16 protein-coding genes are annotated in these 14,579 nt (G+C 56.3%); 4 read left to right on the top strand and 12 right to left on the bottom strand.

Annotated features, from left to right (window positions below; genetic code table 11):
* Positions 1-92: 92 nt before the first annotated feature.
* The 3 genes from sodC to RYC17_RS12300 form a co-directional block, all read right to left on the bottom strand.
* The gene (gene sodC / locus RYC17_RS12310; RefSeq protein WP_004656095.1) at positions 93-611 is read right to left on the bottom strand and encodes a superoxide dismutase family protein; all 519 of its coding nucleotides are present in this window, start codon (positions 609-611) and stop codon (positions 93-95) included.
* Positions 612-845: 234 nt separating this feature from the next.
* Positions 846-1,856 carry a zinc-dependent alcohol dehydrogenase family protein gene (locus RYC17_RS12305; protein ID WP_058401709.1) on the bottom strand — a complete coding sequence of 337 codons (1,011 nt, stop codon included), beginning with the start codon at positions 1,854-1,856 and terminating at the stop codon, positions 846-848.
* 63 nt (positions 1,857-1,919) lie between these two features.
* Positions 1,920-2,228, bottom strand: coding sequence for an ArsR/SmtB family transcription factor (locus tag RYC17_RS12300; protein WP_080394945.1), 309 nt, complete (start codon positions 2,226-2,228; stop codon positions 1,920-1,922).
* A gap of 146 nt (positions 2,229-2,374) precedes the next feature.
* On the opposite strand from RYC17_RS12300, the gene RYC17_RS12295 reads away from it, so the two are divergent.
* Together RYC17_RS12295 and RYC17_RS12290 are read left to right on the top strand one after the other, a co-directional pair.
* Positions 2,375-3,163 carry a transporter substrate-binding domain-containing protein gene (locus tag RYC17_RS12295; protein ID WP_058408974.1) on the top strand — a complete coding sequence of 263 codons (789 nt, stop codon included), beginning with the start codon at positions 2,375-2,377 and terminating at the stop codon, positions 3,161-3,163.
* Positions 3,164-3,280: 117 nt separating this feature from the next.
* On the top strand, positions 3,281-4,273 hold the full coding sequence (locus tag RYC17_RS12290; protein ID WP_122280476.1) for an ATPase: 993 nt from the start codon (positions 3,281-3,283) through the stop codon (positions 4,271-4,273).
* Positions 4,274-4,329: 56 nt separating this feature from the next.
* On the opposite strand, the gene RYC17_RS12285 is transcribed toward RYC17_RS12290, so the two are convergent.
* The 9 genes from RYC17_RS12285 to RYC17_RS12245 form a co-directional block, all read right to left on the bottom strand.
* Complete coding sequence (locus tag RYC17_RS12285; protein ID WP_058408976.1) at positions 4,330-5,349, bottom strand: branched-chain amino acid aminotransferase; 1,020 nt, start codon at positions 5,347-5,349, stop codon at positions 4,330-4,332.
* A 172-nt stretch (positions 5,350-5,521) separates the two neighbouring features.
* Positions 5,522-6,406 carry a glycosyltransferase family 2 protein gene (locus tag RYC17_RS12280; protein ID WP_122259265.1) on the bottom strand — a complete coding sequence of 295 codons (885 nt, stop codon included), beginning with the start codon at positions 6,404-6,406 and terminating at the stop codon, positions 5,522-5,524.
* 255 nt (positions 6,407-6,661) lie between these two features.
* On the bottom strand, positions 6,662-7,549 hold the full coding sequence (cyoE, locus tag RYC17_RS12275; protein ID WP_002552346.1) for a heme o synthase: 888 nt from the start codon (positions 7,547-7,549) through the stop codon (positions 6,662-6,664).
* A gap of 10 nt (positions 7,550-7,559) precedes the next feature.
* Complete coding sequence (gene cyoD / locus RYC17_RS12270) at positions 7,560-7,892, bottom strand: cytochrome o ubiquinol oxidase subunit IV (RefSeq protein ID WP_024643949.1); 333 nt, start codon at positions 7,890-7,892, stop codon at positions 7,560-7,562.
* Positions 7,892-8,524 carry a cytochrome o ubiquinol oxidase subunit III gene (locus tag RYC17_RS12265; protein ID WP_002552344.1) on the bottom strand — a complete coding sequence of 211 codons (633 nt, stop codon included), beginning with the start codon at positions 8,522-8,524 and terminating at the stop codon, positions 7,892-7,894. The genes cyoD and RYC17_RS12265 overlap by 1 nt, the downstream gene beginning before the upstream one ends.
* Before the next feature lie 3 nt (positions 8,525-8,527).
* Complete coding sequence (gene cyoB / locus RYC17_RS12260) at positions 8,528-10,540, bottom strand: cytochrome o ubiquinol oxidase subunit I (protein WP_058401704.1); 2,013 nt, start codon at positions 10,538-10,540, stop codon at positions 8,528-8,530.
* A gap of 3 nt (positions 10,541-10,543) precedes the next feature.
* Positions 10,544-11,485 carry a ubiquinol oxidase subunit II gene (gene cyoA / locus RYC17_RS12255; RefSeq protein WP_003433560.1) on the bottom strand — a complete coding sequence of 314 codons (942 nt, stop codon included), beginning with the start codon at positions 11,483-11,485 and terminating at the stop codon, positions 10,544-10,546.
* A gap of 10 nt (positions 11,486-11,495) precedes the next feature.
* Positions 11,496-11,696, bottom strand: coding sequence for a hypothetical protein (locus RYC17_RS12250; RefSeq protein WP_003314077.1), 201 nt, complete (start codon positions 11,694-11,696; stop codon positions 11,496-11,498).
* A 252-nt stretch (positions 11,697-11,948) separates the two neighbouring features.
* Positions 11,949-12,458 (bottom strand): disulfide bond formation protein B, encoded by a 510-nt coding sequence (locus RYC17_RS12245; RefSeq protein ID WP_058401703.1) that lies wholly within the window; start codon positions 12,456-12,458, stop codon positions 11,949-11,951.
* A gap of 613 nt (positions 12,459-13,071) precedes the next feature.
* Here RYC17_RS12245 and RYC17_RS12240 point away from each other — a divergent pair.
* Positions 13,072-13,968 carry a chemotaxis protein gene (locus RYC17_RS12240; RefSeq protein WP_316903216.1) on the top strand — a complete coding sequence of 299 codons (897 nt, stop codon included), beginning with the start codon at positions 13,072-13,074 and terminating at the stop codon, positions 13,966-13,968.
* Positions 13,969-14,033: 65 nt separating this feature from the next.
* Positions 14,034-14,495 carry a GNAT family N-acetyltransferase gene (locus tag RYC17_RS12235; RefSeq protein WP_122280473.1) on the top strand — a complete coding sequence of 154 codons (462 nt, stop codon included), beginning with the start codon at positions 14,034-14,036 and terminating at the stop codon, positions 14,493-14,495.
* Positions 14,496-14,579 lie beyond the last annotated feature (84 nt).

Genomic DNA, 14,579 nt, shown 5'->3' with positions numbered 1-14,579 from the left:
CACTGACGGCCATTTGTAACATTGGTGATGCTGATCGGGCGTGAAAATATTCAGGGGGTGCCTGCACCCGAACCGGACACAGGCACAGCGCATCAGATCACGCCACAGGCCGCACGATCACCGCCACCGCCCAAGGGTGCAGGGTGGTCAGAATGGTTATCGCCGCCCGCATGAACCATCAGCGCATGGCCTTTGATTTCCGAGATTTTCTTCAGCCGTGGCGCCAGTACCGGATAGTTGGCGGTGCCGTCGGCGTTAACGTACAACGCAGGCAGATCGCCTAGATGGCCATCAGCGTAAGGCCCCAGATGCTTGCCGGTTTTGGCCGGGTCAAAGTGACCGCCTGCGGCCAGCGCGGCGACCTTCTTGCCGTCCTTCGTACCAGCTTCGCAGCTGCCGTTTTCATGTACGTGAAAACCGTGAATGCCCGCAGGCAGGTCTTTCAGATTCGGGGTAAACAGCAAGCCATACTGTGTTTCGCTCACCGTCACGTTGCCAACAGGCTTGGGCGCGCCGTCAGCGCTGACCAGATTGATGGGAACGTCCAGCGATGCAGCCTGGACACTGAGGGAGAAAACGCCAAGCAGGCCTAGCCAAAGATGAGGTTTCATGATTTCAATGCGTCCCTGATCTGGTAATCGGATTGAACGTCGCGGCGGGCAGCGTGAAGCTATATGCCACGCAACGTCCTTGATGTCACAGAGGGTGTGACCACAGACCAGCGCACTTGATGCAAAAAGATGACCGGGGAAAGTTATGCAAAACGTCTCGACTGGCCTGCCATCACGAACGTTGGCAGACCAGCGATTTTGACTTGCGCTCAGCTATCGGCGCAGGGGCATCACTCAGATATCCAGGCAGATCTTGCCGAAGTGCTGATTGGTTTCCTGATAACGGAACGCCTCGACAATGTCGGTCATCGGGAAGGAGCGATCCATGACCGGACGCATGCCATTGGCATCAATGGCGCGGATCATGTCCTGCTGCTGGGTGCGGCTGCCCACCAATACACCCTGCATGCGCAGTTGCTTGACCAGTGCCGGGACGAATTCCAGCTGACCGGCGACACCGCTCAGAATGCCGATGACCGAGATATGCCCAGCGACCCGTGCGGCTGTCATGGAGTGCTGCAATGTCGAAGGGCCGCCCACATCGATGATGTGATCAACACCACGGCCGCCAGTCAGCTTGCGGGCGGTCTCGCCCCAGTTGCTGTCCTTGCGGTAGTTGATCAGGTGGTCAGCGCCCATGGCTTGCAGACGCTCCAGCTTTTCATCACTCGACGACGTCGCGATAACGGTCGCACCGACCATTTTGGCGAACTGCAGCGCAAAGATCGATACGCCGCCAGTGCCTTGCACCAGAACGGTATCACCGGCTTTCAACGCGTCATCGACCATTAGCGCGCGCCACGCGGTCAAGCCTGCGGTGGTCAGCGTGGACGCTTCGGCATGGGTATAACCCAGTGGCGCGTGGGTAAATGAGGTGGCACGGGCAGTCACCTGCTCGCGGGCATAACCGTCGACGCCGTCGCCCGGCACAGTGACGAAACCTTCAACCAGCGGCTCGCCGCTGATCCACTCAGGGAAGAACGTGCTGACGACAGAGTCGCCGACAGCGAACTCGCTGACGCCCTCGCCTACTGCGGTTACTACGCCTGCGCCATCGGCCATGGGAATACGTTTTTCAGTCGGCGCCCACATACCGGTGACGACTGCGAAGTCGTGATAGTTGAGCGAATTTGCGTGCAGACGCACAGTGATCTCACCGGCTTTCGGTGCCAGCACTTCGCTTTCGCCAACGCTGACCTGATCGTAGCCGCCGCCAGCCTGCACGTAGATGGTTGTATTGCTCATGGTCAATCTCCTATCAATTCAACATTACGCAAAATGACGAAATGTGTAAGTAACGCTAAAGAGTCATAGTTCTTTCTTGAGCCTATCGGCGAACCGGTCGATGGCTTGCTCGTCGCGGCGAAAATAAGTCCATTTTCCGATCCTTGTCGCCTGAACCAGCCCGGCGCGTTGCAGGATCGCCAGGTGCGCAGACGCGGTGGAAGCTGACAGACTGGCCTTGGCCTGAATGTGCGAGACGCACACGCCTATCGACGGATCACCGTGGTCCTGTGGGGGGAAATGGGCTTGCGGGTTTTTCAGCCACTCCATGATCAACATGCGAGTGTCATTGCCGACCGCTTTGATTTGCTCAAGAATCATGGGGCATAACATTACGCTTTTTTACGAAATGTTCAACCCCTGATTTATGCACGCACATTTGACTTCATGTTTTCATTACAGCTTCACATCGGCCTGACAAATGAAGCAATCTGTCGACTCAAACAAAACCGACTGCACGGCTGAGAGCACTCAGACTCATGATGAACCTTAAATACAGCGCATTCACCGCCCTGCTGCTGGGCATGACAGGCATGGCTCAGGCTCAGGAATCCACCTCGCATCTGGACAAGGTTCTGCAAACCGGCCAGTTGGCAGTCTGCACCACTGGCGATTACAAGCCCTATACCCTGCTGCGCGAAGACGGTGAATACGAAGGCATCGATATCACCATGGCACGCTCGCTGGCCAAGAGCCTGGGAGTTAACGTGCAGTGGGTGCCTACCACCTGGAAGAACCTGATGCCGGACATGGTCGCCGGCAAATGCGACATCGGCATGGGCGGCATCTCGGTCAGCCTGGAACGGCAGAAAAAAGCCTTCTTCAGCAATACGCTGGATGTCGATGGCAAGATTCCTCTGGTGCGCTGTGAAGACAAGGCCCTGTACCAGACGGTCGAGCAGATCAATCAACCCTCGGTGCGCTTGATAGAACCTGCTGGCGGCACCAATGAAGCCTTCGCGCGCGCTCACCTGCCGAAGGCGTCCTTGGCATTTCACGACAACAAGACCATCTTCCAGGAACTGCTGGACAAGAAGGCTGACGTGATGATCACGGATGCCTCCGAAGCGCTTTACCAGCAGAAACGTATGCCAGGCTTGTGTGCAGTCAACCCGACCGCGTACATGCAATACGGCGAAAAGGCCTACCTGTTGCCCCGCGATGATGTGACCTGGAAAAGCTACGTTGACCAATGGCTGCACCTGAGCAAGGCCACTGGCGAGTATCAGCAGGCGCTCGGGGAATGGCTGGCAGTGCCCTCGGAGTAAGTCTCAGGAGGATTCGACGGGAATCGTATTCAACTTCCTGCGCTGCGATAGTTGCAAGGCGTGTCCGGGTGAAATAGCGTGTTGCAACAACTCTATACAGGAAGGCAGTCAACGAGCATGAAGCCCGGCAAACCTATCACACGCGCATTCTGTGTCGAGTTGCAGCAAGAGCTGTCAATCGCTGCTGCCCGACGCGAATACTTCTCTCAGGAGCCGCCACGCAAACGCTTCGAGTTTCTCTGCTCGAATGAGGCTTGCAGGGCAATGGGGGCAAAGGTGACCGGGGTTCGCTATGACGTGAAACCACAGGACAACCCGACCTTCGTTGCTGCGCACTTCCGTGCCAACCCTCACTACGATCACCATCCGGGGTGTGAATGGGTGGACGAGAGCGCCGACGAAAAGCCGGACGTTCATGTCGAAGAAACAGATGCTCAGACGCGTCTGCGCCAGGCCAAGCGCAAGCTGGATGACTACATCGACATATTCGACCCGACGCTCAAAGCACCCGCCAAAGAGAAGTCCGGGGAAGAAAAAGCCGGTGCAGGCAATCTGCAGCCCGTCGTCAGCCAGCCTTTGACCGAACCGGCGTCACCCAAGGCCGCCCGCTACAGCGAAACCCGCACCAACAACCTGGAGCGACTGGTAGACAGCTATCGACAGGCCAAGGCCGAGTTGTCACCGGACGATTTCAAGCTGTTGAAACTGAGAATTCCCGGTCAGGGCGAAGTGTCGCTACGCGGGTATTTTCGCCATATCAAATATGCGCAAACGGGTGACAACGGCCGTGTGCTATTTGGTGGCGGGTTGATTGAGCAACGTTACGGACTGGGCTTCAAGTTCAGGTTTTTTGACCGTATCGACGGCAAACTGGTGACGCTTTACGTATCACCCGCGCAAATGCAGGCCTACCGTTCAAGCCGCTATATCAGTGAGTTATTAAGCCACGCGGATGGCGTGAAGTTCTTCACGGTATATGCACTGGGAACGGTCACGCAAAGTCCATCGGGCAAGCGTTATGGCCTGGAAGTCGATGACTTGCGGCATCTGGCGATTGTGCTGGGCCCAGCGAAAGAGTTGGTCGAGGAAGGGAAAGCCGCTGCACCTTGAACATGCGGCCAGCGATCGTTCCAGCGCATGGCACTGGAACGATACAGGTCAAGCTATCAGACCTTGACGATCCAGCCGGCTGGCGCCTCGATGTCACCGGATTGAACGCCGGTCAATTCCTTGTACAGACGCTGAGTGACCGGACCGACTTCGGTCTGGCTGTAGAACACATGCAGCTTGTCCTTGTAGGAAATCCCGCCAATCGGGGTGATCACCGCAGCCGTACCGCAAGCGCCCGCTTCCTTGAAGGTGTCGAGCTGGTCGATGAATACATCGCCCTCCTCGACCGTCAGGCCAAGACGGGATTTTGCCAGTTCGATCAACGACAGGCGGGTGATGCCCGGCAGCACCGACGGTGATTTCGGCGTCAGGAACACATCATCATTGGTGATGGCAAAGAAGTTTGCCGAACCCACTTCCTCGATCCTGGAGTGAGTCTGTGGGTCGAGATAGATGCAATCGGCAAAACTGTGTTTCTTGGCTTCAGAGCCGGGCATCAGGCTGGCGGCATAGTTGCCACCAACCTTGGCAGCCCCGGTGCCATTGGGCGCAGCACGGTCATAACCGGAAATCACAAAATTATTTGGCTTCAGGCCGCCCTTGAAATAGGCACCCACCGGAATGCAGAAGATCGAAAAGATGAACTCCGGAGCGGTACGCACGCCAATGTTGTCACCCACACCAATCACGAACGGGCGCAGGTACAACGCGCCACCGGAACCGTAAGGCGGGATGAAACGTTCGTTGGCCTTGACGACCTGCTTGCAGGCCTCGATGAACACATCAGTCGGTACATGAGGCATCAACAGGCGAGAACAGCTGCGCTGCATGCGCTGCGCGTTCTGATCAGGACGGAAAAGATTGATCGAGCCATCCTTGCAGCGATAGGCCTTGAGACCTTCAAAGCACTGCTGACCGTAATGCAGCGCGGTCGAACCCTCGCTGATATGCAGCGTGTTGTCCTCGGTCAGCGACCCCTGATCCCAGGCACCGTCGCGCCAATGAGAAAGGTAGCGCTTGTCAGTCTTGATGTAATCGAAACCCAGAGTGTCCCAGTTGATGCTTTCTTGACTCATAACGCCCTCTATCATTTTAGCGACTGCCTGGACGAGTCAGGCCAATGCCTTATTCTGCCAGATCATTCAGGCCCTGAGGCTCGAAATAAATGCAAACCGACATGGCATTTCTGACCCAGGCCAAAACATGGGCGCTCTGTATGCTCAGTGAGTTGACCAACGACGATGATGCTTACCTATAGCTCAGCAGCAAACGCTTGCAGCGTCGCCAGGTCGTTCCATTGAAATATTTCCAGGGGATGGTACGCAAAAGACTCCAGGCATATCGCTTATCCGCGACAGCGGCGTATTTCAATGCCTTGTTGACCACTTGAGTGCGGCCACTCTGATATTCGGGATGCTCACGATAGGGCTCGATACTTTTGAGATCAGCCTCAAGCAGCACCTTGTACTTGCGTGAAAGGTTGTTGGGGTGACGTCGATAGCGTGTCACGACTTCGGGGATCACATGCATTTCATAGCCCAGGCGGGCAATTCTCAGCGTGGCCTGGAAATCCTGAACCTTTATCTCCGGGTCGTAGCCGTTCGCGTCGCGCATGGCCTGCATCCGATACAGCGCCACCGGTGCCCCTACAACGACCGCACCGCGCAACACGTCGTCGAATGTCAGCCGTTCGACATAGTCGCGCGATTGGCATTTGATCGTGTTGCCGTCGCAGTCCATGTAGCTGATCAGTGCGCCTACGCAGCCTGCCTCGGGATGCTTGTCCAGATAATCGGCACGAATGCGCACCGATGAAGGAAGCATGATGTCATCGAGGTCGGGTGTGGAAAGATAGACGCCCTTTGCGTAGCGCAGACCATGATTGAGCGCAGCGCTGACCCCCTGATTCGCTTGGCGATAGAGCTGGAACGGGTAACGCGCCTGCAATGACTCAAGCATCGCGATGCTGTTGTCGGTCGAACCATCGTCAACGATGATGACTTCAAAATTACCGTAGTCCTGAGCAAAGATGCTCTGAAGGGCAGCTTCAAGGAAGCGCTCGGCGTTATAGCAAGGGGCGACGATCGAAACCAGGGGTTGAGGCGTGAGGCTCTGACTTTCTGAGGGCATCATGGGGTAATAGCCATAATCATTATCGGCCCTGACGGGCTCGGAAACCGGATATCTATAACAGGTCGCTTGAAAACGGCACATCATGCGGCAAGCGATCCTGATTTTCTACAGCAGGTCACAAACGCCGTGTAAACAGGCGTATCCAGCCGCCAGGAATCTGCTGCCGTTTGCGGTCATTCATCAAGTGTAGATCGCATCCGAAAAAAAACCCCGTTCTTCGCAGAACGGGGTTTCGGTTTGTGCATCAGGTGAAAATCAGAAGGCGTAGGTCACCAACAATTCTTTTGTCACCTGAAAGTCCACCGACATCATCACGCTCAAGGCAGTGATGGTGAAGATAGAAAACACGAACAGCTTGCGAGCCCAGACAGTATCGTCAACGGCTTTGTAACCCTTCCAGGCCATGTACAACCAGTACATGCCCATGCCTGCTGCAACAGCCAGGTAGTTGAGGCCCGCATAACCACCTACGGTCAACATCAGGGTCGCCACGAGGAACGCCAGGATGTAGAGCATGATGTGGCGCTTGGTGACCAGAATGCCGCGCTTGACCGGCAGTACCGGAATTTTCGCCGCACGATAGTCATTGAAACGGAAGATGGCGATCGCATACGAATGCGGCATCTGCCACAGGCTGAACATCACCAGTAGCGTCAGGGCCGCAAAGTCGAAGCTGTTGGTCACTGCGCAGTAGCCGATCACTGGAGGCATGGCCCCCGAAAGACTGCCCACCAGCGTGCCGTGAACCGATCTGCGTTTCAGGTACAGGCTGTAAAGGCCGACATAGATCACAAACCCGATGACCGCAAACAAGGCAGCCAACGGGTTGGCCTCGGTGTACAACAGGGCAACGCCCGCAACGCCGAGTATGGTTGCGTAGAGCAGCGCCAGTTTCAATGAAACCAGGCCCTGCACCAGGACCCGGTTACGGGTCCTTTCCATACGCTGATCGATATCGCGATCGATGCAGTTATTGAACACGCAACCAGACGCAACGACCAGGGAAGTACCGATTACAGCAGCGAGGAACACGCCGAAGTCGATATTTCCCTTGGAAGCCAGAAAAAAGCCACCTGCCACCGAAAGCACGTTACCGAAAATGATCCCCGGCTTGGTGATTTGGATAAAGTGCTTCAGTGACATCTGGTATTCCTCAATGCGCCATCATTTCGCGGTGGACGCTGAAAATGATCCACAGCGACAGGCCAACCAGCAGGACGATAACCATCGTGGTAAAGGCGAAGGCCATCACGTTGTTGCGCTGCACGCTCGTGAAATCCAGGTGCAGGAAGTAATGCAGGTGCACCAGGATCTGGATGATCGCGAAGACCAGAACGATTGCAATCGTCATGTCCTTCGGCAGCGACGGCGACATCACCAGGGCAAACGGAATGGCGGTCAGGATGACCGACAGTACGAAACCGATGATGTACGACTTCACCGAGCCGTGACTATTGTCTTCAGCGGAGTGATGCGAATTTGACATTACAAAGCTCCCATCAGATAGACAACGGTGAACACGCCAATCCAGACAACGTCCAGGAAGTGCCAGAACAGGCTGAGGCAGCTCAGGCGCGTCTTGTTGGTGTTGGTCAGGCCCTTTTTCTGGACCTGGAACATCATGATCGCCATCCAGATCAGACCGCTGGTCACGTGCGCGCCGTGCAGGCCTACCAGCGCGAAGAACGCTGACAGGAAGCCGCTGCGGCTCGGACCGTAACCTTCGTGGATCAGGTGATGGAATTCATAGATTTCCATACCGATAAACGCAGCACCACACAGGAAGGTCAGGGCCAGCCAGCCAAGAACCTGGCTTTTCTTGCCCTTGTACAACGCCAGCATGGCGAAGCCGTAGGTGATACTACTGACCAGCAGGAACGCGGTTTCCACAGCCACGAATGGCAGCAGGAAGATGTCCTGGCCCGACGGGCCACCCGCGACACTGTTGACCATCACGGCGTATACCGCGAAGAACGAGGCGAACAACACGCAGTCGGTCATCAGGTACAGCCAGAAGCCGTAGACCGTCATGCCACCGCTGTCGTGGTGATCGTCATGCCCATGATCATGGTCGTGACCGTGATCGTGGGCTCCGGAGTTGATTGCAATATTTGACATTGTTTAAACCTGTTCCAGCGAGGACTTGACAGGAGTGTATGCACCGTTGGCCGCCAGGACCTTGTGATGCTCACCTTCAATACGCGCTACATCTTCAGCAGGCACCATGTAGCCCTGGTCGTCACGGACAGCGTGAGCAACGAAGACTGCAATGGTCGCAACCAGGCTTGCGCCTACCAGCCACCAGATGTGCCAGATGAATGCAAAGCCGAATACCGTCAGCAACATACCCATGTACAGGCCGGTCGCCGTGTTGTTAGGCATGTGAATCGCCGAGTAGCGAGCAGGGACCTTATAAGCGGTACCGGCACGTTTGGCGTCGGTGAACGCGTCGATGTCGTCAGCTTTTGGCAGTTCGGCAAAGTTGTAGAACGGCGGTGGCGAAGAAGTGGACCATTCCAGGGTATGGCCATTCCATGGGTCACCGGTCAGATCGCGGTTGTTGTCGCGGTCACGGATACTCACGAACAGCTGGATCAGCTGCGAAGCGATACCCATCGCGATCAGCACAGCACCGAACAGCGCGACGTCCAGGTAGATGTTCCACTCTGGCATGTCGGTAGCGTTCAGACGACGGGTCATGCCCAGGAAGCCCAGCGCGTAAAGCGGCATGAACGCGACGAAGAAGCCGACGATCCAGAACCAGAACGCTGCCTTGCCCCACTTCTCGTTCAGGGTAAAGCCGAACGCTTTAGGGAACCAGAACGCGAAGCCGGCGATGTAACCGAATACCGCACCGCCGATGATGACGTTGTGGAAGTGAGCGATCACGAACAGGCTGTTGTGCAGCACGAAGTCAGCACCAGGGATCGCCAGCAGAACGCCGGTCATGCCGCCGATCGAGAAGGTGACCATGAAACCCAGGGTCCAGAGTACCGGCGGAGTGAAGCGCAGACGGCCCTGATACATGGTGAACAGCCAGTTGAACAGCTTCACACCCGTCGGGATCGCGATAAGCATCGTCGCCAGGCCGAAGAAGGCGTTGACGTTGGCACCCGCACCCATCGTGAAGAAGTGGTGCAGCCAGACCATGAAGCCCAGGATACAGATCGCACCAGAGGCGAAGATCATCGACTTGTGGCCGAACAGACGCTTGCCGGAGAACGTGGAGATGACTTCCGAGAACACGCCGAAGGCCGGCAGGATCAGGATGTACACCTCAGGGTGACCCCACGCCCAGAACAGGTTCACGTACATCATGGGGTTACCGCCCATTTCGTTCGTGAAAATGTGGAAGTCCAGGTAGCGGTCAAGGGTCAGGAACGCCAGGGTAGCGGTCAGGATCGGGAACGAAGCCACGATCAGGATGTTTGCCCAGGTGCAGGTCCAGGTGAAGATCGGCATGTCCATCAGTTTCATGCCAGGGGTACGCATCTTCAGAACGGTCACGAGGAAGTTGACCCCCGTCAGCGTCGTACCTAAGCCGGATAACTGTAGCGCCCAGATGTAGTAGTCAACCCCTACGCCAGGACTGTATTGCAACCCGGAAAGAGGTGGATACGCGACCCAGCCGGTCTTGGCGAATTCACCGACACCCAGGGAGATGTTGATCAGCAGCATACCTGCGACCAGCAGCCAGAAGCTCAGGGAGTTCAGGAACGGGAACGCCACGTCGCGAGCGCCGATCTGCAGAGGCAGAACGATGTTCATCAGACCCGTGAAGAACGGCATCGCCATGAAGATGATCATGATCACACCGTGAGCGGTGAAGATCTGGTCATAGTGTTCAGGCGGAAGGAACCCTTCGGAACCGTTCTGGGCCATCGCCAGTTGGGTACGCATCATGATGGCGTCGGCAAAACCGCGCAGCAGCATGACCATGGCAACGACGATGTACATCACGCCGATTTTCTTGTGGTCGACAGAGGTCAGCCATTCAGACCACAAGTACGTCCACTTGCGGAAATAGGTGATCAACCCGACAACCGCAATGCCGCCGAGCGCGATCATGGCAAGTGTCACCATGACTATGGGCTCGTGGAACGGCACCGCTTCCAGACTTAATTTGCCAAACATCGTTTACTCCTCTGCCCCAGCAGCTGAATTTTTGCCTTTTTCCGCACCAGCGTCACCGGCCACTTCCTTCTCACCAGCGACAACCTTCTTGCCTGGATTCATACCTTCATACTTGTCGATGACGATCTGGAACAGGTTCGGGGTGACCGAGGAAAAGAGTTCGACAGGGTTGCGTTCGCTCGGCTTGATCAACTCGGCGTATTCGGCCGTGCCAAGCTTTTTAGGTGAGCTCTTGACTTCGCTGACCCAGCTGTCGAAATCGGCCTGGCTGGTGGCGATAGCCTTGAACTTCATACCGGTAAAGCCTGCGCCACTGTAGTTGGCCGAGATACCGTTGAATTCGTGATTTTCGTTGGCAATCAGGTGCAGCTTGGTGTGCATGCCCGCCATCGCGTAGATCTGACCACCCAGACCCGGGATGAAGAACGAGTTCATCACGCTGTCCGAGGTCACCTGGAAGTTGATCGGAGTCTTGGCAGGGAACACGATCTTGTTGACCGTGGCGATGCCGTAGTCCGGATAGACGAATACCCACTTCCAGTCGACCGAGATCGCCTGGATGGTGACCGGCTTGACGTCCGAATCAAGCGGACGGTAAGGGTCCAGCGAGTGAGTCGAAACGTAAGTGATGTACCCCAGAAAGACCAGCAGCAGCATGGGTACGCCCCAGACTGCGATTTCGATCTTGGTGGAGTGAGACCAGTCCGGCGTGTACTTGGCGGCCTTGTTCGAAGCGCGATACTTCCATGCGAAGATCAGGGTCATCAGAATGACCGGGATCACGACAATCAGCATCAGCAACGTAGCGATTACGATCAGGTTCCGCTGCTCGATACCCACCTGCCCTTTTGGATCGAGCAGAGGTACGCCATCGCATCCACTGAGCAAAAGCATACAGAAAAGGGCCAAGAAGCCAAAAAACCTGGGGTACCTTTTTTTACTCATTTCACGACCTCTAAAAGCAGCTTGCGCGGTGCAGTTGGGTTTCGACCGCCAACACTTCGCCCTGCCAGTGCCGGCTAATTTTTTTGAATTGAACAAGGGCCGCCAGTACGCACAGCGGCGTATCGACAAGTCCGGGTTTAGCTATGGATTCTTGTTTTTTGAGTTGCTGGAACTGCCCAAAACTTCGGGCAGACGCTTTCGACGCGGCCATTATACGCCCTCAGAGGCAAGCGTTGCGCTGCCTGTTCAGAGTGCACAGGGGACGCTCCAAGCCTCAAAATGCTGATCGTTCGGCCAAGCTGAACGACAAGTGACGGGGATTGTAGATACGTAAATTTTTAATGACTATGCCTAATTTTGTAACAGTTATTCTCTATATTCGTAACAATCGTCCTGCAAACGCCTCATTCCACTCGAAAAAAGCCCCGTATTCACGGGGCATTTTTTGCGAAAGCCCCTGTAGTTAGTAAGGTTTGCGGCGATTGCGAATGATGCACGCCGGTACCAGAACTGCGGTCAGGACAAACGCCGTCAGCGCCCATTGCGCGAGTGACAATCCGAGAACCGGCGGATATGGCGTCGTGCAGAAACCGCTGACCTGAAACCCTGTAGGGAACAGTGTAGCCAATGGCAGGCCATCAACGATCGGTTGCAGCACGTCGATACCGCAGCTGTCGGACGGATGGGCGAGGATCCATACATGCCGACCGGCCGCGGCAATTCCGCCCAGTGCGCTGAGGGTGACCAGCGTTTCACACACCGTAACGCCGCGACGTCCAGACATGGCAGCACCGATGAATGCAAAAATCGCGATGAACAGCAGTGCGTAGCGCTGCAGGATGCACAGCGGGCAAGGCGCCTCACCCAGCACGATCTGCATGTACAGGGCACCGCCGATCAAGGCCAGGCAGATAATCCCCAGCAAAACCAGAAAGCGCTTTTCGCGTCTCAGGTACAACGTGTTGTCGCTCATTCACATACCTTACTGAACTGATGAGGTGGTTGGTCAACGCCCTGCTACGTATGGGCGAAGCCTGAAACAGGAGTGTACGGCCCGGTCGCACCGAAGCGTGCGCGATGATCATCTGTCTGATTCGGCAACTCAAGCGCTCGCCAGCCATACGGACACATTTGCCCGCCGGATGGTCTGCGCGTCAGCAGATCCACGACCAACAGGACATTTTTGCGGGAGCCGGATGCAATGCCCTTCTATATATAGAAGGGTGCGTCAGTTTGTCGCAGATCTTCTTCTATATATATCTGCGGTATTTTGTCGCAGGGCATACTGATGTCAAAGCACAGTCGCGTACGAACCTGCGACGCTGACTGTCGGAATGCGCAGAGCGACAGTGTGCCGCATCTCGCCCGGTTTGACTGGACCGGAGCCAGACTGCCACTATTCACGCCTGCACTGGCAGCTCATGCTGGCTGCCGTTACGTGTTGAAACAACTTTCAAGGACCAGCGAGCGATGCGGCCAGCCGTCCGTTAAAAATCCTCAAGCCTGCCTGTCGCAGGTCGATAACCTGTCATAGAAAGTTGTTTGCCGCTTCCAGGCGACGAAACACCTACAGCCAGAAGGTTCATATGTCCAATAACGTCCGAGCAGATTCACTGTCGCTGCTCCTCTTCACGTTGCGCAGCGGCAAGCTGATGGCGATCAACCTGCTCAAGGTCAGTGAGATCATTCCCTGCCCTCCCCTGACCCATCTTCCCGAATCGCACCCGCACGTCAAAGGTATCGCCACGTTGCGCGGCTCATCACTGTCGGTCATTGACCTGAGTCGTGCAATCGGTGAGCGCCCTTTGGCCGATCCCGATGGTGGCTGCCTGATCGTTACCGATGTCAGCCGCTCCAAACAGGGACTGCACGTTCAGGCCGTGAGCAAGATTGTGCACTGCCTGACCACCGATATCCGTCCGCCACCCTACGGGTCGAGCAGCAAATCGTTCATCACCGGGGTCACTCAGGTCGATGGCGTGCTGGTACAGGTTCTGGATATCGAAAAAGTAATTCACGGTATTGCTCCGGCGCAGATCGTCGTGCAGTCGACGGAGCTGGCCAAAGAGGATGCCGAAATGCTCAGCAGGGCGCGGATTCTGGTCGTCGATGACAGCCAGGTTGCCCTGCAGCAGTCGATCATCACCTTGCGCAATCTGGGCATCGAATGCCACACGGCGCGCAGTGCCAAGGAAGCCATCGACGTTCTGCTGGATCTTCAAGGTACTGATCGGCAGATCAACGTGGTGGTGTCCGACATCGAGATGTCGGAAATGGATGGCTACGCGCTTACCCGGACTCTGCGCGACACGCCCGACTTCAGCGATCTGTATATCCTCTTGCACACCTCGCTCGACAGCGCGATGAACAGCGAGAAGTCGCAGATCGCCGGGGCCAACGCTGTGCTGACCAAGTTCTCGTCACCCGAGTTGACCAAATGCCTGATCGAGGCCGCACGTACGGTGGTCGCCCAAGGGCTCTGATCCCTGAGCGAGCACCGACGCAACGTCCGAACCTTACCGACGCATCTGCCGGACATTACTGGCTGATGCGTCGGACTCTCGCCTTACCCGTACCCGCTGCGATCTGGCCGCCGCGTGTCCTGCTGCGACCTTTCACCCTTGAGCAAGCTCCAGAGGTTCACCGCCTGCTGACACAGGGTCATGCCAGCGCGGCAGGCAGTGTGCCGGATTATCCGCACTGGCGAGCCGCCTTCGAACAAGACCCGGAATTCGACACGTCGCGGTGCTTTCTGGCCGTGCTCGACGAAACAGTGGTGGGCGTGATCGTCTGCTGGACCAGCGCATTCATCAAAGACCTGGTCGTGCATCCCGAAGTGCGACGTAGCGGGATAGGCTTCGCTCTGCTCAACCACCTGTTCGCCCATTTGAGTATGTGCGGCGAAGCAGCAGTCGATCTTCACGTCATGGAAAACAACCTCAAGGCACGGCGTCTGTACGAGAAATCAGGGATGTCCTACCTGAAACGTTTCGATATTCCCGAAGCCTGACGGGACCATTGACCCAACCAGCGACTGGCGCACAACTTGCTTCCTGAGCTGCATCAGCCAGGAGAGTGACCAATTGTTGTCGCT

This window comes from Pseudomonas syringae group sp. J248-6 (assembly GCF_032586995.1).
Lineage (GTDB): Bacteria > Pseudomonadota > Gammaproteobacteria > Pseudomonadales > Pseudomonadaceae > Aquipseudomonas > Aquipseudomonas amygdali.
This window is presented reverse-complemented; position numbering and strand designations above follow the sequence as displayed.

What these genes read in the sequence shown, in the direction of transcription:
- RYC17_RS12235 (WP_122280473.1), top strand. Translation starts at nt 14,034, where the DNA reads ATGCGTCGGACTCTCGCCTTACCCGTACCCGCTGCGATCTGGCCGCCG.
- RYC17_RS12290 (WP_122280476.1), top strand. Translation starts at nt 3,281, where the DNA reads ATGAAGCCCGGCAAACCTATCACACGCGCATTCTGTGTCGAGTTGCAG.
- sodC (WP_004656095.1), bottom strand. Translation starts at nt 611, where the DNA reads ATGAAACCTCATCTTTGGCTAGGCCTGCTTGGCGTTTTCTCCCTCAGT.
- RYC17_RS12250 (WP_003314077.1), bottom strand. Translation starts at nt 11,696, where the DNA reads ATGGCCGCGTCGAAAGCGTCTGCCCGAAGTTTTGGGCAGTTCCAGCAA.
- cyoA (WP_003433560.1), bottom strand. Translation starts at nt 11,485, where the DNA reads ATGAGTAAAAAAAGGTACCCCAGGTTTTTTGGCTTCTTGGCCCTTTTC.
- RYC17_RS12295 (WP_058408974.1), top strand. Translation starts at nt 2,375, where the DNA reads ATGATGAACCTTAAATACAGCGCATTCACCGCCCTGCTGCTGGGCATG.
- RYC17_RS12305 (WP_058401709.1), bottom strand. Translation starts at nt 1,856, where the DNA reads ATGAGCAATACAACCATCTACGTGCAGGCTGGCGGCGGCTACGATCAG.
- RYC17_RS12240 (WP_316903216.1), top strand. Translation starts at nt 13,072, where the DNA reads ATGTCCAATAACGTCCGAGCAGATTCACTGTCGCTGCTCCTCTTCACG.
- cyoB (WP_058401704.1), bottom strand. Translation starts at nt 10,540, where the DNA reads ATGTTTGGCAAATTAAGTCTGGAAGCGGTGCCGTTCCACGAGCCCATA.
- RYC17_RS12245 (WP_058401703.1), bottom strand. Translation starts at nt 12,458, where the DNA reads ATGAGCGACAACACGTTGTACCTGAGACGCGAAAAGCGCTTTCTGGTT.
- RYC17_RS12285 (WP_058408976.1), bottom strand. Translation starts at nt 5,349, where the DNA reads ATGAGTCAAGAAAGCATCAACTGGGACACTCTGGGTTTCGATTACATC.
- RYC17_RS12300 (WP_080394945.1), bottom strand. Translation starts at nt 2,228, where the DNA reads ATGTTATGCCCCATGATTCTTGAGCAAATCAAAGCGGTCGGCAATGAC.
- RYC17_RS12280 (WP_122259265.1), bottom strand. Translation starts at nt 6,406, where the DNA reads ATGATGCCCTCAGAAAGTCAGAGCCTCACGCCTCAACCCCTGGTTTCG.
- cyoD (WP_024643949.1), bottom strand. Translation starts at nt 7,892, where the DNA reads ATGTCAAATTCGCATCACTCCGCTGAAGACAATAGTCACGGCTCGGTG.
- cyoE (WP_002552346.1), bottom strand. Translation starts at nt 7,549, where the DNA reads ATGTCACTGAAGCACTTTATCCAAATCACCAAGCCGGGGATCATTTTC.
- RYC17_RS12265 (WP_002552344.1), bottom strand. Translation starts at nt 8,524, where the DNA reads ATGTCAAATATTGCAATCAACTCCGGAGCCCACGATCACGGTCACGAC.